The 21781-nt window shown below is 60.3% G+C and carries 14 protein-coding genes; 6 read left to right on the top strand and 8 right to left on the bottom strand.

Translation table 11 applies throughout. The features are described 5' to 3' along the window. Window positions 1–184 precede the first annotated feature (184 nt). The 8 genes from AC6FTP_RS18210 to AC6FTP_RS18175 all read right to left on the bottom strand — a co-directional run bounded on the left by AC6FTP_RS18210 (window position 185) and on the right by AC6FTP_RS18175 (window position 12893). On the bottom strand, window positions 185–2692 hold the full coding sequence (locus AC6FTP_RS18210; RefSeq protein ID WP_497208338.1) for a DUF1592 domain-containing protein: 2508 nt from the start codon (window positions 2690–2692) through the stop codon (window positions 185–187). A 95-nt stretch (window positions 2693–2787) separates the two neighbouring features. Further along, window positions 2788–4053, bottom strand: a complete 1266-nt coding sequence (locus AC6FTP_RS18205; RefSeq protein ID WP_497208337.1) for a DUF1552 domain-containing protein — start codon at window positions 4051–4053, stop codon at window positions 2788–2790. A 90-nt stretch (window positions 4054–4143) separates the two neighbouring features. Beyond that, complete coding sequence (locus AC6FTP_RS18200; protein ID WP_497208336.1) at window positions 4144–5052, bottom strand: alpha/beta hydrolase; 909 nt, start codon at window positions 5050–5052, stop codon at window positions 4144–4146. Continuing rightward, on the bottom strand, window positions 5049–6263 hold the full coding sequence (locus AC6FTP_RS18195; RefSeq protein WP_497208335.1) for an MFS transporter: 1215 nt from the start codon (window positions 6261–6263) through the stop codon (window positions 5049–5051). Before AC6FTP_RS18195 ends, AC6FTP_RS18200 begins: the two co-directional genes overlap by 4 nt. A gap of 61 nt (window positions 6264–6324) precedes the next feature. Next, the gene (locus tag AC6FTP_RS18190) at window positions 6325–7332 is read right to left on the bottom strand and encodes a succinylglutamate desuccinylase/aspartoacylase family protein (protein ID WP_497208334.1); all 1008 of its coding nucleotides are present in this window, start codon (window positions 7330–7332) and stop codon (window positions 6325–6327) included. Between the two features lie 12 nt (window positions 7333–7344). Next, window positions 7345–8739 (bottom strand): DUF1501 domain-containing protein, encoded by a 1395-nt coding sequence (locus AC6FTP_RS18185; protein WP_497208333.1) that lies wholly within the window; start codon window positions 8737–8739, stop codon window positions 7345–7347. Between the two features lie 72 nt (window positions 8740–8811). Next, complete coding sequence (locus tag AC6FTP_RS18180; RefSeq protein ID WP_497208332.1) at window positions 8812–10785, bottom strand: ABC-F family ATP-binding cassette domain-containing protein; 1974 nt, start codon at window positions 10783–10785, stop codon at window positions 8812–8814. A gap of 8 nt (window positions 10786–10793) precedes the next feature. Further along, window positions 10794–12893, bottom strand: coding sequence for a CHASE2 domain-containing protein (locus tag AC6FTP_RS18175; protein ID WP_497208331.1), 2100 nt, complete (start codon window positions 12891–12893; stop codon window positions 10794–10796). Window positions 12894–13225: 332 nt separating this feature from the next. Between AC6FTP_RS18175 and AC6FTP_RS18170 the strand changes: the two genes are divergently transcribed. From AC6FTP_RS18170 to AC6FTP_RS18145, 6 genes are all read left to right on the top strand, one after another. Continuing rightward, window positions 13226–14038: a hypothetical protein gene (locus AC6FTP_RS18170; RefSeq protein WP_497208330.1), complete on the top strand. Its 813-nt coding sequence runs from the start codon at window positions 13226–13228 to the stop codon at window positions 14036–14038. Between the two features lie 8 nt (window positions 14039–14046). Then, window positions 14047–16005, top strand: coding sequence for a FecR family protein (locus AC6FTP_RS18165; protein WP_497208329.1), 1959 nt, complete (start codon window positions 14047–14049; stop codon window positions 16003–16005). Between the two features lie 54 nt (window positions 16006–16059). Next, window positions 16060–17145, top strand: a complete 1086-nt coding sequence (locus AC6FTP_RS18160; protein WP_497208328.1) for an ABC transporter ATP-binding protein — start codon at window positions 16060–16062, stop codon at window positions 17143–17145. 186 nt (window positions 17146–17331) lie between these two features. Then, window positions 17332–20835, top strand: a complete 3504-nt coding sequence (locus AC6FTP_RS18155) for a DEAD/DEAH box helicase (RefSeq protein ID WP_497208327.1) — start codon at window positions 17332–17334, stop codon at window positions 20833–20835. Window positions 20836–20936: 101 nt separating this feature from the next. Further along, entirely contained in the window at window positions 20937–21374 is a 438-nt protein-coding gene (locus tag AC6FTP_RS18150; protein WP_497208326.1) for a hypothetical protein, read from the top strand. Window positions 21375–21396: 22 nt separating this feature from the next. Then, complete coding sequence (locus AC6FTP_RS18145) at window positions 21397–21687, top strand: hypothetical protein (RefSeq protein WP_497208325.1); 291 nt, start codon at window positions 21397–21399, stop codon at window positions 21685–21687. The last annotated feature ends 94 nt before the right edge of the window (window positions 21688–21781 follow it).

Below are 21781 nucleotides of genomic sequence, written 5' to 3'. Positions count from 1 at the left end.
CCTCTCCCTCATTCAATTCGCCTCCATCATCGACTGGCTCAGATACGGTTGTTGAGGGTTTTCAAACACCGCCTAGATATCTGAAGGTGTGAATTCAGTGCAAACGGAGGCAAAGGCTGCGTAGCTTAAACTTTTAGCCCCCCCAAAAAAACCGAATCTGGAGATTCGGGCTACGTTCGGCACCTCACCTCGACCGAAACACCTCGCTCATCAAGCACTCGGTCATGAGCGTTTTTAGGCCGAGGCCTTGTTTCTTCACTTGGTCGTGGAGTTGGTCGATGAGGAGGTCGTCGTTGAGCTCCATGGTACGGCCGGTGGTGTAGGTGAGGAGTTGGCGGATGAGGTGGCGGGTGAAGTGATCCGCGCGGGTGTCGTGGATGACCTTCTTGAAGGTGGCGAAGTCGGTGTAGGTCTCGCCGGAGGGGAATTCGCCGGTGGTGTCGATCTCGGCGGGTTTGGTTTTCTTGTTAGCGGCGGGGTATTTTTTCCGCCAGCGGCCCACGGGATCGTAGGCTTCGAGGCTGAAGCCGAGTGGGTCGATTTTGCGATGGCATTCGGCGCAGGCGGCATCGGCGCGGTGCTTGGCGAGGCGGTCGCGGATGGTGGTGGCGCCGCTGACATCGGGATCGATGGCGGGGACGACATCGGGCGGAGGTGGCGGCGGGATGCCGAGGATGTTTTCGGTGACCCACACGCCGCGCGTGACGGGTGAGGTCTCAACGCCGTTCGCACTCACGGTGAGCACGGCGGCCATGCCGAGCAGGCCACCGCGATGGCTGTTGCCGGTGAGACTGACTTTCTTGAAGCCGTCGGCGAGGCGCAGGGTATTCGCTTCAGGCAATTCGTAGAGTTTGGCGAGTTTCTTGTCCACGAAGGTGTGGTCGCAGTCGATGAACTGGGCGACGGAGCCGTTGTTCTTGAGCAGATCGCGGAAAAAGAGCCGCGCTTCGGTCTTCATCGAGGTGGGGAGATCCTCGGCGTAGTAGGAGCGCACGACTTCACGCGGAGGCGGTTGGGAGCCGAGATCGCGGAGGTTCAGCCAGCTATCGAGGAAGCCGTTCACGAAGCCGTTGATGCGTTCATCGCTGAGCATGCGTTCGATGTGTTTTTTCAGCTCGGCATCCTGGGTGAGCTTGCCGGACTTCGCGGCAGCGAGCAGCGCTTCATCCGGCGGTGTGGCCCAGAGGGCAAAGGAGAGGCGAGTGGCGAGATCGTGGGGCTTCAGGGCCTTCGCGGACTCGTCGGTGATCTCGCTGAGGTAGAGGAAGCTCGGTGAGCAAAGGATGAGCTTCATGGCATCGAGCGCGGCCTGGCGTGGCGAGGCTTTTTCGGCGATGCGTTTGTCATAAAGCGCCCGGATGGGCTGGCGGTCGGCATCGGTGAGCGGACGGCGATAGGCTTTCTCGGCGAAGGCATGGAGTTGATCGAGCGCCTTGGCCTCCTGAAAGCCGTCTTTGCCGAAAACGGCGACTTCTTCGGCGCTGGGCTTTTCGGGCACAGGGCCGTGGATCTTGATCTCGCTGATGCGGATGTGCGGGAGTTTGCCCTCCTTCAAAATATGCGCACGACCAACGCCGGAGGAGCCGACATCGCTTTTGAATTCGTCTTTGTACTTTTTGTTGATCGTGACGACGGAAGCGCGGGATTCAAAAGGGCCGTTCGGGAAGATGAAGCGCGGTGTTTGACCCGCCTCCAGCCACACGCGGAATTTGAACCACGTCGGCGTGTTGTCCGGCACGACAGCGGTGGCGAGCACGGGTTCGATGGCCTGCGGGTAATGGATGTGGCCTTTGGTGACATCGCCGGGCACGACGCCGAGGATGAAGGGCTCCGAGAAGTCGATGCCGAAGATGGCGGGGGCGTAATGCGTGTCGCGATGCAGCGCGGTGGCCTCGACATCGAGGTCGTAAAGACCGGAGACGGGCACGCCTTTGAGGAAGTCCTCGATGTGGCCATAACCGCCCTGTCGCGTGTCGGTGTTTGGCTGCTCGTAGAGATTGAGGTAGCGGTAGTTGAAGGCGCTTTTGTGTGAGCCACTGAGTTCCTCGTATTGCACGAAGTGGCCGTTAAATTTCCAATCCTTCGGTTCCATCGCCGGTTTGCCAAGGCGTGTCTCGACGAGCCGGTTCGCGGACTGAAAATACTGATCGACGAGGAAGCCGGAGGTCACGAGCGACTTGCCGATGGTGTCCATGTGCTCGGTGGTTTTCTCCTTCGGAAAATCCGCCGTGAGACCCAGCGTGTCCACGCGACGTCCAAACAGCACCGCGAGCGTGTTCTCATACTCGCGGCTGGAAAGGCGGCGCATCACGGTGCGGCTGCCCGTGGTCTGAAACTTCGCATGTGCGGCCACCGTGCCGTCACGAAGCGCCCTGATCATCGCGATGCGCTCGTCGTCCTTTGGCTGATCCGCCTTCTTGGGCGGCATCTCCTTCAGCGTGAGCTGGTCAATGATGTCCCGCGCCTCAATGAGATCCGCGACGGACTTCAACGGCAGCGCAAACGCATCAAAAGCGCGGTCGCCCTTCTGCACATCCGCGTCGTGGCACTCCAGGCAGTATTTGCCGAGAAACTGCTGCACGAGCTTCGGGGTGTCGTCAGCGGCGTGAGTAAAGGATGTCGCAAGCGCGAAGCAAAGTAGCCCTCTCGCTCCGCGAGAGGAGCGTGGGGCAGTGAAAGGAGATTTCGTCATCGAACGGAAAAACGTGAGGTGTTGGCGAGAGCGTTGTGCTCATCTTGCGGAGCAAGATGGCTACTTTGCTGGCGCACAGTCGAGGCTTCTCGACATCAAGCAAACCGCCCCGTGCTGTTGCCGAACGAATCGATCTCCACGCCCATCTTCTGGGCGATATCGACGAAGAGATTGCACAGCGGCACTTTGCTGATGCCTTCACGCGGCACTTCGCGGAATTCGCCGTGCTTGTAGCCGCCGCCGGCGAGGAGGATGGGCAGGTCGGAGTTCTTGTGCGAGTTGCCATCGCCCATGCCGCTGCCGAAAAGCACCGTCGTTGAGTCGAGCAGCGTGCGCTCGCCGTCGTTCATCTTCGCGAGGCGGGCGACGAATTTGCCGAAGTGCTCGATCTGATACTTCTCCAGCGTGATGAGGTCCGCGATGGCCTCGGGGGCGTTGCCGTGATGCGAGAGGCCATGCCAGTCCTTCTTGATACCGAGATGCTGCGGCATGAAGTCGCCGCCGATCTCCAGCGTGGCGATGCGCGTGCTGTCTGACTGCAAGGCGAGAGCGATCATCTCATACAGCAGCGGCAGATCCTCGACCGCGTTGCGGTTCGCAGGCTTGTCGAAGGGCGCTTTCGGCTTCGGTTGGTTCGTCCAGCGCTGGCGCAGTTCCAGACGCTTTTCCACATCGCGGACGGACGTGAGGTATTCGTCGAGCTTGTCCTTGTCCTCCTTGTTCACCTGCTTCGAGAGACGATTTGCCTCCTCCAGCACGGAATCGAGGATCGAGGCCTGCACCTGGTTTTCCTGCGCCCGACGAGCCTGACGCTCCTTCGAGTCGGTGACGAACAATTTCTCAAACAACTCCGCCGGATTCGTCACCGGCGGCACACGCACGCCCGACTTCGTCCACGCGATCTGACAACCGCCATGGATACCGCCTTCCGAACCCACCGTGAGCGCCGGAAACCGAGTCTCAAAGCCCACTTCGTCCGCGAGATACTGGTCGATGGTTACATTGCCCTCTGGACGATTTTGCGCCTCCGAATGCAGCACACCCGAAAGGAAGGAATGCACCGCGAAGTGGCCACCTTTGATGCCGTGATCGAGGCCGCGATACACCGTCATCTTGTCGCGAATATCCCACAGTGGCTCCAGCAACGTCGTCTTCTCGTAGCTGCGGCCCTGAGTCGTCGGAAAGAGGCTCTTCGTCTGGTAGCCGAGCAGATTCCCGATCGCCACAAAGCGCCGAGCGCCCATACCTGCTCCTTTCGCGGCCTGCACCGAGCCGCCGACGGTCTTGGCCATGAGCGAGGACATGCCCGGCAACGCCAGCGTGGTGCCGAGAGAACTGAGAAGGAAGTGACGACGATTCATGAGGGGGGATTTTCGGGCAAAGGGAACGACCAGGAAGGCCATATTGTTGCAGCAGATGACGGGCCACTCAAATCGCCATATTGCCTCGCATCAAAGTGTGGTAGGCGGAATGAGTTTCTGCGCAGTCAGCCATTTCAGTGCAGCGGCCTTCCACTGTTCCCAAAGCGGGCCTTTGCAGCCGTTGAAGCCATGGCCACCACTGGGGAGTTCGAGTAGTTCGACGGGGACGTTGTTTGCTTTCATGGCTCCGACGAACTGGCGACTGTTCTCGGGTGGCACCGGTTTGTCGTCCATGGCGTGGGCGAGGAAGGTGGGCGGTGTGTTGGCGGTGACTTGAGTTTCGTTTGAATAGAGGCGCACGAGGTCCGGTGCGGCGCTGGAGCCGATGAGTTTCTCTTTGGAGCCGGTGTGCGTGAACTCGCCCATGGTGACGACGGGATAGACGAGCCAGCCGAAGTCAGGGCGGCAGCTCAGGCGCTCGATGGGATCGGCGGAGGTGGGATCGCCGGCATTGAAATGCGTGAGCGCGGTGGAGGCGACGTGACCTCCGGCGGAGAAGCCGAGGATGCCGATGCGCTGCGGATCGATTTTCCACGTGGCGGCATTCGCACGAGTGAGGCGGATGGCGCGTTGGGCATCAAGCAGCGGCACCTGATGACGCAACTCGGGCAGGCGATACTCGAGGATGACACAAGCGATGCCGTGCTCGTTGAGCCATTGCGCGATGGGATAGCCCTCGCGTTCGGTGACGTGACGGATGTAACCGCCGCCGGGACAGAGCACGATGGCCGCACCGTTTGCTTTGTCGGCAGGCGGGAGGAAGACTTCGAGTTCCTTCGCGCAGTCTTCGGTCTTGCCGTCACCAATCGGTGCTTGGCCCGGCCAAAGTGGGACACGATGAGTGGGTGCTGGCTTGGCAACTGATGCTAAGGATTGCGCGAGCAAATCTGGGGTGACAACCAAGAGGGCGGCGAGAGCAAGGGCGGCTGTTCTTTTCATGGTGTGGGATTTTGAATGTGATGATCTCGCGGAAACAAGCAGCGGATTCCGATGATGACGGCAGCTCCTGCCACGAGATAACCAAGCGCGGTGAAGCTCAGCAGGCGGTCAATGCCCAGGGACTGTTTCCACATGCCGCCAAACAAGGTCGCGAAACCAGACATGATGGCACCGCAGAAGTTCAGCATGCCCACGGCGGTGGCGCGGGCGTCGGAGGAGACGACATCGAAGGCTGCGGGGAAGATGTTCGCGATGAAGAGTCCACTGAAGAGACCGAAACCGATGGCGGCGAGGCGCGTGACGAAAAGCGTGTCGCTATTGCCGAGCAGATGAATGCAGGGCGCAGATAGGGCGAGTCCGGCGACGATGAGCCAGAAGCGCGCGGCTTTTACACGCTGATGCAGCACGTCTGCCGTCATGCCCCCGATGAGGATGCCGATGAGCGTGGCGGTTTGCAGGAAGACGGTGGCATTGAAGGCGGCATCGGCCTGATTGAGCGCAAACTTGTCATGCAGGAAAACCGGCAGCCAGCCGTAGAGCAGCCAGAGACCGAAGACGAACACGGGAAACACGAGGCAGAGCAGCACAAAGGTTCTCGAGCGTCCGAGCGAGGAAAAGGAGAGGCCTGCACTCGGCTCCGGGGCGGGTTCGCCGACTTTGCGCAGGAACGCGAAGTAGGGCAATGCATACAGAACGCCCACTGCGCCGAGGACGAAGAACGCAGCACGCCATTGGCCACGATCCGCCATCCAGCCGCCGAACCAACTGCCGACCACGGTTCCGGCGATCTGGCCTGTCATGAGCATCGAAACGGCTCGTGAACGTCGCGCAGCGGGATACGCGCTGGCGGTGAGTGCGACGGCGCTGGACATGTAGAGCGACTCGGAGATACCCATCGCTCCACGCATCGCGAGCAGCATCGAGCCTGAGGCGACGAGTCCGGTGCCGATGGTGACGATGCTCCAGACGACGAGGCTGAGCACGACGAGCAGCCGTTTTGAAAAGCGATCGCCGAGATAGCCCGAGATGGGACATCCAAAGGCATAGACCCAGAGAAATACCGCGCCGACGTAGCCGAGTTGCCCGTCAGTCATCTTCAAATCGGCCTTCAGCGATGGAAACATCGCGAACACGGCCTGGCGGTCGCAGTAGTTCAGGAAATACGCCACCCACATGAAGGCGACGAGGAGTGCGGCGGAGCGGTGTGGCATAGCCTTTCTAGGCTGTGAATTTGAAGTGTTTGTTGGGAGAATGAATCACAGGCTGGAAAGCCTATGCTACGAGCACATCGTTCGCGCTGACCTGTCTGGCGATCACCGCCACGCAATCGCCCTGCTGCGTAAGGCATGGGGCGCGCATGGTGATGAGATAACCAGCGCTCTGAGAGATGATTTCCTCCGGCGCTCGATCAGGTCGTTCCAGATGATGAATGAAACCGACGACCTGGCCTTTCTTGACCTTCGCACCGAGATCAACCGTGACTTCGAAGATGCCGGACTCGGGTGCGAGGATGTAGTCTTCTCGATTGGTAGCCTGGGTGATGATCGTGGGCGCTTTGCGTGACTGTTCACGGCCTTTGAGAGCGCCGACATGGATGAGCACGTTCTTCAATCCACCTTGAGCGATGCGATGCACGCTGGCGGGAATGCATTCGCCACCGCCGAGTTCGGTGGTGATGACGAGCTTGCCCTGATTCTCCGCTTCCACCGGCAGCAGGCCCGTGCCCGCGATGTCGGCGTAGATGAAGCAAAACTCCGTGCCCCAGGCGAGCATGGCCGCAAACATTTTCGCCCGTTGCTCACGATCTGGAACGAGGTGCATGTGCGAGCACGGTACGAACTCCATGCTGCGGCCGCCGCTGTGGATGTCGATGACGACATCGCTGATCGGAAAAAGCACGGTGCGCAGATAATGCGCGATCTGGCTGGTGACCGGGCCTTCCGCATCGCCTGGGAAGGCACGGTTCATGTTCATGCCATCCAGCGGTGACAAACGTGTGGCGGCGCGTGCGGCTGGGAAGTTCAGCGACGGGATGAGGATGATGCGCCCCGTGACCTTCTCGGGCGTCAGCTCGCGTGCGAGCTTCATGATCGCGATTTGGCCCTGATACTCGTCGCCATGATTGCCGCCGAGCACGAGCACCGTCGGACCTTTGCCACGCGTGACGACTGTGATGGGGATCATCACATTCGCCCAGCCGCCGAGGTTGTGAGAATACGGGACTTGGAGAAAGCCCTGCTGCTTGCCCGGTTTGTCGAGATCGAGGGAGGTGATGACCATGATGGAGGAGTTTCAGGCGATGATGTCATGCACCACGTCGCCATAGACATCTGTGAGTCGGAAGTCGCGGCCAGCGTAGCGGTAGGTGAGCTTCTCGTGATCGAGGCCGAGCTGATGCAGGATGGTGGCGTGGAGATCGTGGACGTGGACTTTGTTTTGCTCGGCGTTCATGCCGAGTTCATCGGAGGTGCCGTAGGCGAGGCCGCCTTTGATGCCGCCACCGGCGAGGAGCGTGCTGAAGGCGGTGTGGTGATGATCACGGCCACGCTTCATTGGATCGGTCTTCTTGTTCTTGTCCTGATTTTCCTGCGCGTAAGGCGTGCGACCAAACTCGCCGGTCCAGACGACGAGTGTGTCATCGAGCAGGCCGCGTTGCTTGAGGTCGCTGATGAGCGCGGCGGAGGCGCGATCGCTGTCGGCGCAGAGTTCGGGGTGGCGCTTGTAATGGTCGCTGTGGGTGTCCCAGGGCTGGTTGTTGCTGCTGGTGTAATAGACGCTGATGTAGCGGACACCGGACTCGGCGAGACGCCGCGCGAGCAGGCAGGAGCGTCCAAAGGGCGTGTCGCCATACAGCTCGCGCATCTTCGCGGGCTCGCGGCTGATGTCGAAGGCATCGCTGGCGGCGCTTTGCATGCGGTAGGCGGTCTCCATGGCCTTGATCTGGCCTTCGAGCGCGGTGTCGTGCTCACGTTTCGCGGCGTGGAGGTGATTGAGCTTCTGAATCAAATCGATCTGCCGTCGCTGCTGCGCGGGAGCGAGCGCGGAGTTGCGCACATTGGCGACGAGTTTATCCACGCTCATGTCGGAGGTGATGACACCGGTGGCCTGGTATTCGGCGGGCAGGAACGAATTGCTCCACAAGGCCGGTCCCACGACGATGTTTGGTGTGGGCCGCAGCACGACGAAGCCGGGCAGGTTTTCATTCTCACTGCCGAGCCCGTAAAGCACCCATGAGCCGAGTGAGGGTCGGATGGGCTGGATGTTGCCCGTGTTCATCATGAGCAGCGCGGGCTCGTGATTCGGCACGTTCGTGTGCATGGAGCGGATGACACAGCAGTCGTCGATGATGCTGCCCAGCGCTGGCAAACTCTCGCTCACCTCAATGCCGCTTTGACCACACTTGCTAAACTTCAACGGTGACGACATGAAGCCACTGGTCTTCGGTGCCCGGTAGAGCTTTCCCGATGGCTGCTGGCCTTCGTATTTCTTCAGCGCCGGTTTTGGATCAAACGTGTCGATGTGCGACGGCGCGCCGTTCATGAACAGGAAGATCACACGTTTTGCCTTGGGCGTGACCTGTTGTCTCGGTGCTGCATTCATCATTCCCGCCAGTCCGATGGCGCCAAAGCCTGCCGAGAGTCGGTGGAGGGCTTCGCGGCGGGACAGGGATGAATGAGTCTGCGTCATGGCAAGCTATACGAGCCGAGGGCAGCACTGTTTCTCAGCCGAGGAACATCCATCTGGCGATTTGAGATAGTGCTACGCGGCAGGGCTGGCGGCCTTGATGGCTTCGAGTTCTTCCCAGCGGGCATAGAGCCGGGCGACCTTGGCTTTCGCGGAGTCGAGTTCTTCGCTGAGGTCGGAGGCTTCCTGGGAGCGAGTGATGTAGAAGCTGGGGTCGTTCAGGATGGCGTCGATGGACTGTACCTCTTCCTCGGCGGTGAGGATGTCAGCCTCGATGGTTTCGAGCTCGCGCACCTCTTTAAAGCTGATCTTGCGGGCCTTGGGCTTGGCTGTGCCTGGAGCTGTCGCGGCTTTGACTGGCTCGACCCAGGCTTTGAGCTTGGCTTCACGCTCGCGGCGCTTTTCCAGGTAGTAACTGAAGTTGCCGGTCTGGACGTGAACGCCTGCGTCTTCGAAAGCGATGACTTGATCACACACGCGGTCGAGGAAGTAGCGGTCATGGCTGACGACGATGACGCTGCCATCGAAGTTGCTGATAGCTTCTTCTAAAATGCGGAGGCTTTGCAGATCAAGGTCGTTCGTGGGTTCATCGAGCACGATGACGTTGCCGCCGCGCTTGAGCACTTTTGCCAGCATGAGGCGGGCGCGCTCGCCACCGGAGAGGCGGTCCACGCGTTCGTTGGTGCGGTCGTCATTAAAGAGGAAGCGGCGCAGGTAGCTGCGGGCGCTGAGCTTCTGTGTGCCAAAGAAAACGGTCTCGTCCTGATCAGCCACTTCAGCGAGCACGGTGCCGGTGCCGGCGATCTGCATGCGGGCTTGGTCGATGTAGTTGAAGGAGATCTTTTTGCCGATGGTGACGCGGCCTTCATCGGGGGCGCGCTCGCCCATGCAGATGCGCAGCAGGGTGGTCTTGCCAGCGCCGTTGCGGCCGACGATGCCTGTGCATTCGCCGGGCTTCAGGGAGATGTTCAGATGGCGGAAAAGCCAGCGCTCCTTGCCTTGTTCATCGATGACCATACCGCCCATGTCTTCGAGATCGACGGCGACGTTTCCCATCTCCAGTGCAGGTGGGAGGAGGAGGTCCATCTCGCGCTCTTCGGGCGGGGCTTGCTGGCCTTCGATCTCATAAAAGGCTTCCAATCGGCTGCGCTGTTTAGTGCCGCGTGCTTTGACTCCGGCACGCACCCATTCGAGCTCCGTGCGCAGGAAGCGCTGACGGCGGCGCTCGCCCTGCTCGGCGATCTGCTGTCGCGCGGCTTTGCTCTCTAGGTAGGCGGTGTAGTTCCCTTCATGCGAGTAGCAGCGGCCTTCGGAAAGCTCGATGATGCGCGTGGCGATGACATCAAGGAAGTAGCGGTCATGGGTGACGAAGATGACGGCGCCGGGGAAGCTCTTCAGGTAATCTTCGAGCCAGCGGATGGATTCGGAGTCGAGATGGTTCGTCGGCTCATCGAGCAGCAGCAAGTCAGGCTGGGCAACCAAAGCACGACACAGGGCGACACGGCGCTTTTCTCCTCCGGATAGCGGCGCGACGAGTGCATCCAACGGCGGAGCACTCAGGGCGGTGGTGATGGATTTGATCCGTGTGTCGAGGTTCCAACCATCAGCGACTTCGATCTGATGCAGCATCTCGGAAAGTTCGGCTTCGCTGCCATCTCCATCTTCATAGCGCTGGATCATGCGGACGAGGTCGGCCGCGCCGGACTGGATGTTTTGCAAAACGTTGCCGGTGCCATCGAGTTCGAACTCCTGAGGCAGGTAACCGACGCGCAGGCCGCGCTGCATGGAGAGATCGCCCGTGTCGGGTCGCTCGACGCCGGCGAGGATTTTGAGAAGGCTGGTCTTGCCGCAGCCATTGCGCCCGACGAGACCGACTTTCTCTCCTTCATTCACGGCGAGGGTGATGCCTTCGAGGAGGCGCTGATTACCGTAGCTGAGAGTGAGTTCGTTGGCGGAGAGCATGAGGGGGGAGAAGACGCGGAGACGCGGGGAAGGGGAGACGCGGAGAAGAAGGATGGCTTCCTTGGACTCGCCAGAGCGGTTTGCCAAGACGTGGCTTACTTCTCTTTCAGCACCCAGACGCCTTCCCAGTGCTCGGGAGGCTCGGTGATGAGGGTCTCGCAGCGCTTGCGGTAGAGATGCGTGAGGTCGTCATCGAGTCCGGCGATGGCGGCGTTTTTGAAAAACTGGAGTGCCCGAGGGAAGTGGCCGGTGCGGAAGGCGGTGATGCCTGCTTCAAACTCGTCGAGCCCGGCGGGCGGGGCGACATCGCAGCCACTGAGCACGGCGTGGATCTGAACGGGGACTTTCTTCCCCTTCACCACCACCAGATCCGCGCTGCGGAAGATGAAGTGGGAGACGGTCTTTTCCCACACGGGCTGGCTGACGAGGATGTCCACGCCATACTGCTTCGTGGCGCTTTCCAGGCGGGCGCTGGTGTTCACGCTGTCGCCGATGGCGGTGAACTCCATCTTCGCGGGGGAGCCCATATTACCGACGATGGCACTGCCTTGATGAATGCCGATGCCGATGGCGAGTGGCGGCTGACCTTCTTTGGCCCAGCCGTGATTCAGGTCATTGAGCCCGTCGCGCATTTTGAGAGCAGTTTCGACGGCGAGACAGGCGTCTTCGGCGAGCGCTTCGTCAGTGGCTTCATCGCGGATGCGGCCCCACACGGCCATGATGGCATCGCCGATGAATTTATCGATGCTGCCCTGCCTGCCGAAGGTGATCTCGACCATGCGTTCGAGGTATTGATTGAGCTGGCGGACGAGTTTGTCAGGCGGGTGCTTTTCCGAGAGGCTGGTGAAGCCGCGCAAGTCGGAGAAGAGCACGGTGATCTCTCGCTGCACGCCGCCCAGAGTGCGGAAGTAGGAGTCGGGCTTGCGGAGGATCTCGTCCGCCATGTCGGGAGAAAAGTAGCGCGTGATGGCGCTGCGGAGTTTTTCCTTCTGCCGCCGCTCCAGCACGAAGTCCCAGCCAAGGGAAAAAAGCCCGGTGCTGCTCCAGGCGAGCAGGGGAGTTAGCATAGGAAGGACGATCCCCCAGGTGTCGAACGCATGTTGTTGGACCCAAAGTCCGCCGAACCCGCCGCCGATGAGCATGAGCAGAGCCACGAAGGGTTTTTTGAAAAGAATGACGAGCAGCGCAGCCGCCAGCGCGGCGATGCCGATCCCGCTCTGCACCCAGCGCGTGGGTGCCTCACGCAGTAGCTCACCTGCCTTCAAGGAAGCTGCGACCTGTGCGTGGACCTGCACTCCAAAAAGTTCACCTACGGGCGTGGCGACGGAGTCCTGGAAATGCCGCGCGGTAGGTCCGACGAAGACGATCTTGCCTGCGAAGATTCCGGGTTTGGCGTAGTTGCTCTCCCAGATGTCGGGCACGAAGACTTCGTGCAGCGACATGGGCGTGTAGGCCGTGGGATCGCCGAAGCGGACGGCATGAAACTCCGATCCGAGTGTGTCTGGTTTTCCGCCAAGTGCGTTGGCTGAGAGCGATGGCAACCGGTCGGCGATGTCATCGGTCAGGCCGAACTCCGTGCGCACTCGGCGGACCACATTATCGCCATCCGGCCAGTAGGTGAGGAAGCCGACGCGCGGGTCGATGGGCCGCGTGGGAGTGACGAGAGACTCCGTGGGCATGACCAGATTCTCCATGACACTGCCGCGAAGCAAGCGCGTCTCGATGTCTGCGCCGATAACGACTTTGTCTCGGTGCCTTTCCAAAGCCTCGCGCAATGCCTGATCATACTCGGGATGGTCCGGCGTGGGCGTGGCGAACATTAAGTCGAGCACCACCTTCTTTGCGCCGCCCTGGATGAGGCGGTCGAGCAGGTGGGCATAGACCTCGCGCGGCCAGATCCAGCCTTTTTGGATGAGTTGGAGGGGGCGTGAAGCTTGGACATCTTCGGGAAAGGCGCTCTCCAGGCTAAGGCTGGCATCATCAATGCCGACGACGACAATGTCCCGGTCCGTCGGCGTCAGCTTGCCGCGAAGGTGGATCTGGTCCTCGATTCGCCACTCCATCTGCCGGATCGGCGCACTGCTCCACGACCACTCGCGTGCCAGGATCAACAGCGTAGCGAGGATGCAAGCCAGCCCCAGCAGCACGAGGCTGCGTTGGGCATTCAGGTTCGGGGAGGATGAAGCGGGCTTCATGAAGAGGTTTTTAACAGCAAGCGGGCCGAGGTGGGAGAATTAGGCGATTCCTTTTTGAAAAAATTATCGAAAATGACCGAATTGAGTAAAATTATTCGTAACTACGTTTGACGTTTAGTGCCTTTAATTATTACATTTATGGCGAACTTCGCCCACTCATGCATTCTTTCAGCACTTCAGCAATTAAGGTTTTCATACGCCGATCCCTCTTCGTGGCGGTGCTTGGCGTCTGTTGCACGCACCAAGCCGAGGCACAAATGGTGGACCCGACCCGTCTTCCAGAGTCCAGTGGGATTCAGAATCGTAGTCTGGTCCCTACGGACGAAGATGAGATGCGCCGTCGTGACCTTGGGGAGGAGAATGGCTTCGCCTCAGCCTCGGAGGCGGATGACGACATCGGTCAGCAGTTGATCCTGAAAGAGACGCCCAAGGATCGGCCATTCCGGGCGACCTTTGATGAATTTGCCCTTTGGTCGAACAACGCTGCCAATGTTTCGAGCGGGGAGAAAGCTGACTGGATGTGGGGGCAGCGCGCGGGAGTAGGCTGGCAGAAGAGGATCGCAGGCCACTGGTTCGCCGATGTGAGCGCGAGTCAGGGAATGTACCGCTACCGCAAGACGGGGGCGCTGGATTTCGAGGCGATGGAGGCGATGGCGAGCATCCTGGATGTGGAGCCGCGCTTTTGGAATGTGGTGCTGGTGGGTTCCTTTGGCTTCACCCGCATCACGAACAATCAATTCCAAGACAGTCTGCTCAACAGCCTGTCGGGAAGATTGGGCGCTCAAAGGCTGATCGTGCTCGACCGCAAAAGCAGCATTCAGTTGGCGCTGGGCGCTGACTGGGATCTGACGAACGACGTGGAGCAGGTCTTCCGCGACGAGTACTCGCTCGATGTCTCCTACAAATACAAAATCATGCGGGATCTGGCAGTCTCGCTGGCCTACCGCATGACCTACTTTAACTACCGTGAAGTGCCGCGTGCGGATCTGCTGCATGTCCTCGGGGCCACGGTCAGCTACACGCCGAAGAATTGGATGGAACTTTACGCCACGGCCAGTTACGCTCTGAACGATTCCGACATCGACTACTTTGATTACGAGACGGCGAGTAGCGGTGTCGGTCTGGGACTGAAACTCAAATTCTGATGTTCATCATGAAGAAACTTCTTCTCACCGCGCTCGCTCTGCCGATGCTGCTCCCAGCTGCTGCATTAAAAGAGGCTGAAGTGACGCGCATCATCAATGACGTGCGTCTCGTTCCCGCGCAGCAGTCTCCATCGGTGGCGAAAGTGGGGGACAAGATCAGCGGACAGACCGCGCTGGCCACAGGAGCGCAATCGCGCGCGGAACTCCGCTTTCCAGACCAAACACTGACCCGGCTCGGCTCAAACTCGGTCTTCCGCCTGGATTCGAAATCTCGGGACATCAATCTGGAGAAGGGGGTCATGCTCCTCCAGGTGCCCAAGCAACTTGGCGGGGCCACGGTGCGCACCGCCGCCATCACCGCTGCTGTCACCGGCACCACGGTGATGATGGAGTACGATCCAGATGGCTTCGTGAAGATCATCGTGCTGGAAGGGGAAGTGGACGTCTTCCTCAACGAGCATCGCAGTGAGATCCGCACCATCAGTGCGGGTGACATGCTCATCACGAAGCCAGATGCGACCTCTCTCCCCGCTCCTGTTCAAGTGGATCTCCAGCGTCTGCGCCGAACCTCAAAGTTGCTGAACGCGAAAGATTTCAGCTCCCTTGGCAATGAGAAGCAGCTCCAAGAAGCTCTCCAGCAGCAGAACCAGAAGAAGGAAAAAGGCGAACTGCTGGAAACGGCCTACCTCCTCCAGGGGCGCGGCACCTCCGTCACGCTCAGCAGTGAGGCGCGGCTGGAATTGCTGAACCAGCTCACACCGTCACAACGTCGCCAGTTCGGCTACATTCCGGGAACGACCCAGGTGGATGGCACTGCGCAGATCGACACGCGTGGCATCATCAGCGTCAATAACAACAGCATCAGCCAAGGCATCATCACCGCGCTTGGCGTTCCCTTCACTCCAGCGGACGACGGAAGCTTCAGCGAGTTCGTCTATGGCGTTCAACCCTACTTCACTGCCTTTGATCAGGACTTCAGCCAATTCGGAACCTGGTCGCTTTTCAAATTCGATGAACTTTACGTCGTCGGCACGCCGCTGATCAACTCCGCTGCAGGGCCGAGGAACTTGGTCTTCGCGGGCAAGTTCGATGTGACCCTCACGACTGCGACCTTGCCTGACTTTCCTTCCGCAGGAGCCACGGGCGTGCTGGATCTGGACAGTGCTCTCGATGCCATCGCGATCACCTCCCTCGATGGAGATGTGACCGTGGCCCCTGGTTTCCAAATCAAAGGCAGCGACCAGTCCGTCTTCCTTTCCGCCAATGGCGGCTCTGCCAATGTCTTCATCGAAGGTCCGGCTGCCCTCGGCGGCAGCACTGTCGCGGTGCCTTATGGCAAACTTTATGTCTATGCAGGCACGGATGTTTCCCTTTCCAATCAGGCCACTGTGCAGGTCGAGGAGGTGCGAGTTGCCGCCGTGCATGACATTCAGGTGGACCAGTCCGACGTGAAGGCACGCTCACTCATCGAGATGATCGCCCAGAATGGCATCAGCATCCAAAACTCCTCCAGCCTCCGTGCTCTCGCCAACACGGAGAGTCCTGCCGTTTTCCTCGAAGCCCAGGGGCCACAGGGTGACATCCTGATCTCACAATCCCAGCTCGCCGGTGACTCCATCCGCGCTCGTACGCTCGGCATTGATGGGCGGCTTCTGCTGGGCAATACCAGCATTGATGCCGACCAGCTCGTCCATCTTTATGCCCAGGGCAGCAACGGCCAGATCCAGTTCACCGGCGATGTCTCCATCGACAGTCCGCAGACCGTGCTTGCTGCGAAAAAGGTCACCATCGACAACGGCGTGAACGTCACCATCCAGCAACCCGCCGGACTCGATGTCTTCACCGATGTGCCTCAGTTTAACACCAGCGGCTTCGGCAACTTCATCGATAGCGGCAGCACGCCGATCACCTTCACGCCGGGGGATAATCTGCACGCCTTCGACTCGCCGTTGAAGCCATCGTTTTGATCACAGGATACAGATCTTGCCAAGGTCACAGGCAGGTTTCACTATTGGCTTCCTGTGCAGGATTTCCTCGTCATCGACCATGTCACCAAAGCCTTCGGCAGCCTTCGTGCGGTCGATGGTGTGAGCCTGAAGATCGGGCGCGGGGAGGTTTTTTCACTGCTCGGACCGAGTGGTTGCGGGAAGACCACGCTGCTTCGAATGCTGGCTGGCTTTGAACTTCCTGACAGTGGGCGCATCCTGCTGGATGGGCAGGACATCACCGCTCTGCCACCGGAGAAGCGACCGGTGAACACGGTGTTTCAAAATTACGCGCTCTTCCCTCATCTCAGCGTCTGGGAAAACATTGCCTTCGGGCTGAAGATGGCGGGCAGGGGACGTGTGGAGATCAAGACCGCCGTGGAGCGGATGCTCACGCTCACACGTCTGGAAGATCAGGCGCAGAAACGTCCCGCACAACTCAGCGGTGGGCAAAAGCAGCGCGTCGCCATCGCCCGTGCGCTGGTGAATGAACCCCAGGTGCTGCTGCTGGATGAACCGCTGGCAGCGCTCGATCTAAAGCTGCGCCAGCACATGCTCAGCGAGCTGAATGCACTGCATCGCGAGGTGGGCACCACCTTTATCTATGTCACGCATGATCAGGGTGAAGCACTGAGTCTGAGCCACCGCATCGCTGTGATGAATGAGGGCCGCGTGGAGCAGATCGCCACTCCGGTGGAGCTCTATGAATCGCCGGCCAATGCCTTCGTCGCGGGCTTCATCGGCGACGCGAATTTCATTCCTGCCATCGTGCAGGAAATGATGCCCGGCGGCTTCGTGCGTGTGCAGATGGATGGGCTGGGCCGCCCTGCCGTCATGTCTGCGCTGGATCTGAAGCCCGGCGATGTCGTGCGTGTCATGGTACGTCCCGAGAATCTGCACCTCTCTGCCGAGCGTCCGCTGGCCAGCGAGCGCGTGAACAGCGCCCAGGTCGTGGTCGAGGAGGTCATCTACTTCGGCGCGCATGAGCGCGTGCGTCTGCGTGCCGGGATGCAGGTGCTGCACACCCAGCATTCCCGCCGCGAAGACCGTACCGTGCTGACTCCCGGCCAAGCCCTGTGGTTGACTTTCCATCCCGAGGCAGGGCGTGTGGTCGGGGAGTAGGAATGGCGAGAAGTTCCTTTTTTCACGTATCGCCAGGCAGTTGCCGGCAATCAGGGGCATCGCAGAAAGGCATGTGGACTCTATGTCGGTTTATTTTGGAGACAAAGGTAGCAGCCAGCATGGGGTTGTGCTACGGCCTCCGGTTCCTCGAATGTCGTAAGGCGCGCGGGGACAAATCAATCACGCATGAACGACCTTCCGACTCAGATCCCGACTCTCCTTTCCCAATTTGAACCCCGGTTGCGTGCGGAGGCCGAGCGTCTGGTGGACGCCGACTCTGTGCGTGGTCTTGACGTCACTGACGAAGAGGTGTTGGCCGAGGTTCGGCTCGATGACAACAGCGTCAACACACGCTGGGCTTTCGAAGACGGCCAGTGGCGCGGCGAGTCTGACATTGATGACCGCGTGCTGCACGATCTCGCCCTCTGCACGGCGCTCATCGCCATTCAGCGGAAGGCCAAGCGCGAGCCAGAGGCATTCAAGCCCTCGGAAACCGAAGTGCCCTTCCAGGAAATCGTGGAGAAGCGCATGGCGCGCCAGTTCACCCCTGAAGAGGAAGCCTACTTCGCCAAGGTGGAGAAGCGCTTCCAGCGCGTGCAGCAGACCGGCACCATCTTTGATCATGACATGGTGCGCCTGCACCCGAAGTGGAGCATCCAGAGCACGGACCCGATCCCCATGTGGCCTGAGGCACCGAAGACCTTGCGCGAGTTCTGGGATTACGTCTCCCTCGCGCTGACAGATCGCGGCCTGCCCATCCCCGGCTTCCTGCGTGGCGTCGCTGATCTCACTGCGGTGCGCGAGCGTCTGCGCGAGTGGCGTCAGGAGCGCACCGTTCCCCTTTGGAAAGAGCGCATCCGCCGTCTGCTGAAGGACGACTCCGGCATGGGCGCAGGCCTTCGCCGTGCGGGGGATCTGCGCCTGCTCATCTCTCCCGGTGAAGCCCGCCTCCAGGGCCGTTTCGGCGAGGAAGAGCGCTTCCGCCCCGTCACCGGCGCGGAACTGCGTGAGCTCGAAGAAGCTCAGTCCATGGGCGGTCTCATGGTGCCGCCAGAGGCCGAGTTGCTGCTCCTTTCCGCCCTCGGCCAAAGCTCCGCCGGTGCTGCGGACGTATGTCGCTTTGACCTCGACTCCTACGGGCAATGGCTCGGCAGTGTGTTCCAGCAGCCCGCGTTGGAAGACCGCCTCGTCACGCTCGACGAGCATCCCTTCCGCCGTGCTTCCTCCCAGCTCCGCTGGCAGAGCGTGGATGATCTGGAGGCCAATCAACTCAGGCTCAGCCTCGTCACCGAATCGGGTGAGGAGGCTCCGCTGCCGCTGCGTGTGCTGCATGGCGCCGAGACGCTGTATCTTTCCTCCGACACTGTTTTCGTCGGCCCGCACTGGATGGCGGATGAGGCGAAGATCGAGGCCGTCATCAGCGTGCCGCTGACGGCGCTGACTTCCCAGGAGGGCATTGAGTTCCTCGAAAAAATCGGCCTGCCGCTGCCAGCGTCCATCGCCAGTCGTGTGCGCCATGAGAAGCTGAATGTCCAGGTGCGTGCCTCCTGTCAGAAGAAAGGCCCCGGCTCACAGACCGAATACGCCACCTTTCATGCCGAGGCCATGGACCCCGAAGGCCGCTTGCGCGAGCGTCTCGGGCCTGCTGGCTGGGCTCCCGTCTTTGATCAGGGGCCGCGTGATGAGGAAACCATCATCTGCCGTGACCGCAGCGCCCTCGCCGTGGCTGAGGAGATCCTCCGCGATCTCCGCCCGAGCTGGGACATGGAGGCTCAGGGGCATCGTGTCCGGCTTACCAAGGCTTTCCCCGATCAGTTCAACACCTGGGCCACGTCCTTGCCTGAAGGTGTCACCCTCGCCACCGACGAGCGTTTGCAGACCATCCTCGCTGATCCGCTCATCGCCCGCGTCCGCATCGAGGCCACGCAGACTGCCGTCATCGACTGGTTTGACCTGCGCATGATCTTCGAGATCGAAGGTGCGGACCTGAAGGCGGCGGAAATCCGCAAACTCGTGGCGGCGAAAGGCGGCTTCGTGCAGCTCGCCGACGGCACCTGGCGTCGTGTGAAGCTGGAGCTTACCGAGGAGCAGATGGCCCTCATGGACCAGCTCGGCATCGACCTCGATGCGCCCACGGACGAACTCCACAAACTCCACTGGCGTCAGCTCACGGGCGACAAAGCCAAGGACATCATCAATCCCCGCGCCTGGCAGACCATCACCCAGCGCATGGAGCTGGCACGTCTGGAGGAGCGGCCCGAGCCGCCCGAGGGCCTCGCCGTCACGCTGCGTCCCTACCAGGTCGAGGGTTACCACTTCCTCGCTTATCTCAGCGTCAACAAATTCGGCGGCATCCTGGCCGATGACATGGGCTTGGGCAAAACCATCCAGAGTATCTCCTGGATTCTCTGGCTCCGTGGCCGCTTCCGCAATGCCTGGCCGACCCTCGTCGTCTGTCCGAAGTCCGTGCTCGATGTCTGGGCCAACGAATTCAAAAAAGCCGCTCCCGGCCTCAACGTGCAGATCCTGCGCGACAAAGAAGAGCTCGATCTCGAAAAGCTGAAGTCCGAGACCCAGGTCCTCGTCATGAACTACGCGCAGATGCGCGGCTGCATCGACTACCTCGAAACCGTGAAGTGGCTCGCCGTCATTCTCGACGAAGCCCAGCAGATCAAGAATCCCGAATCCCAGGCCGCCCGTGCCGCCCGTCGTCTGAAGTCCGAGAACCGTCTCGCCCTCACCGGCACGCCATTGGAGAACCGCCTGCTCGATCTCTGGAGCCTCATGACCTACGCCATGCCCGGCTCCCTCGGAGATCGCGCCTACTTCACGCGAAACTTCGACCGCCGAAAGGATGCGAAGGCCAGCGAGCGCCTCAGCGCCCGCCTGCGCCCCTTCCTCCTCCGCCGAACCAAATCCCAGGTCGCCCGCGATCTCCCATCCCGCAGCGAGGAAGCCATGCTCTGCGAGATGAGCGTGGACCAGGAGAAGCTCTACAAAGAGGAACTCGCCCGCGCCCAGCACCTCTTGCTCACCAGCAGCAACTTCGAAGTGCTCACCCGCAAGCGGTTTGCCGTCCTCCAGGCGCTCACCCGCCTCCGCCAGATCTGCTGTCACCCGCAGCTCGCCAACCCCGAGAACAGCGAAGCCGAGAGCGCCAAACTCACCGCCACGCTGGAACTCATCGAAGAACTCCACGCCGAAGGTCACAAGGTCCTGCTCTTCAGCCAGTTCGTCTCCATGCTGGAGATCCTGCGGGATCGCCTCACCGAGATGAGCATCCCCTATTACTGGCTCACCGGCAGCACGAACAACCGCAGCGAAGTCGTCGATCAATTCCAGGCCGACGAAGACGCCTGCGTCTTCCTCCTCAGCCTCAAAGCTGGCGGCAGCGGACTCAACCTCACCGCCGCCAGCTACGTCATCCTCTACGATCCTTGGTGGAACCCCGCCGTCGAAGCCCAGGCCATCGACCGCGCCCACCGCATCGGCCAGACCCAGCCCGTCATGGCCTACCGGATGATCACCAAGAACACCATCGAGGAAAAGATCATGCTCCTGCAGCAGAAGAAGCAGCTCATGTCCGCCAACATCCTCGGCGAAGGCGGCTTCGCCCGCACCCTGGAGAAGAACGACTTCGAGTTCCTCTTCGGCCTCGAAGCCGAGGAAAAAGCCCGCATGGAGGACTGACGGCAACTTGATCCACCGCAGAAGGGCTTAACACCGTCTCCAAAGCGGCTGCCGACGGCTCTGAAGCGACTTTTTGTGCCACGGACTTAACCGCTTCCGTGATGGAATCGGTTGATTCCATCACGGATTTAACCGTTTCCGTCGTGGAATCGGTTGATTCCGTCACGGACTTAACCGTTTCCGTCATGGAAACGATTGATTCCGTCATGGAAACGATCGTTTCCGTCGCGGATTCAACCGTTTCCGTCGCGGAAACGATTCGTTCTGTCATGGAATCGGTTGATTCCATCATGGACTTAACCGTTTCCGTCACGGAATCGGTTGATTCCGTCACGGATTTAACCGTTTCCGTCATGGAAACGATCGTTTCCGTCCCGGATTTAAGGGCTTTTGCGGCTCATTTGACCTCTTTCAGCAGAGTAAGAAATGCCTCCGCCCAGCCAATGCCCCTTTCTGTCCCGGAGGTGAATACCCACGATGGTGAACCAAGGGACATAGACTTTATCTCAGCACCATTTTCATCTCTTGCGTTGTTTTGAAGCGTTAGGGTAGGCTCAGGCCATGTTTTCTTCCCCCGAGAATCCTGACCGCCAGATCAACCGCATGGCGGGCTGTGCCACGATGGGGCTGTGGGTCTGGAAGTGGCTGGTGCGGCTGGTCCTTGGCTTCGCTCTCTTCATCGTGTTAGTCGCGATTTTCGACAGTCTTTATTGGGATCATCGGCATCAGCTACCTTATCGACAAGTCGCTGCCAAAGCCACGCTCAAAGACCTCGAAGTCAGTCTCAAGCACTTCAAAACCGAGTACGGCGAGCTCCCGATCAAGCCCAACGAATCCCAGATCATCCGTTAGCGGTGCGCCGAGTGCCCTCGGTCTAAGCTTGCCTTTTGGTTTCGACAACTATGCCGCTTTCCGCTGACCGTCGATCCGCCGGGTCTTGGCCCAG

It is taken from the genome of Prosthecobacter sp., assembly GCF_044378005.1.
GTDB lineage: Bacteria > Verrucomicrobiota > Verrucomicrobiia > Verrucomicrobiales > Verrucomicrobiaceae > Prosthecobacter.
Note: the sequence above shows the minus strand (reverse complement) of the source record. Positions and strands in the feature narration are given on the sequence as shown.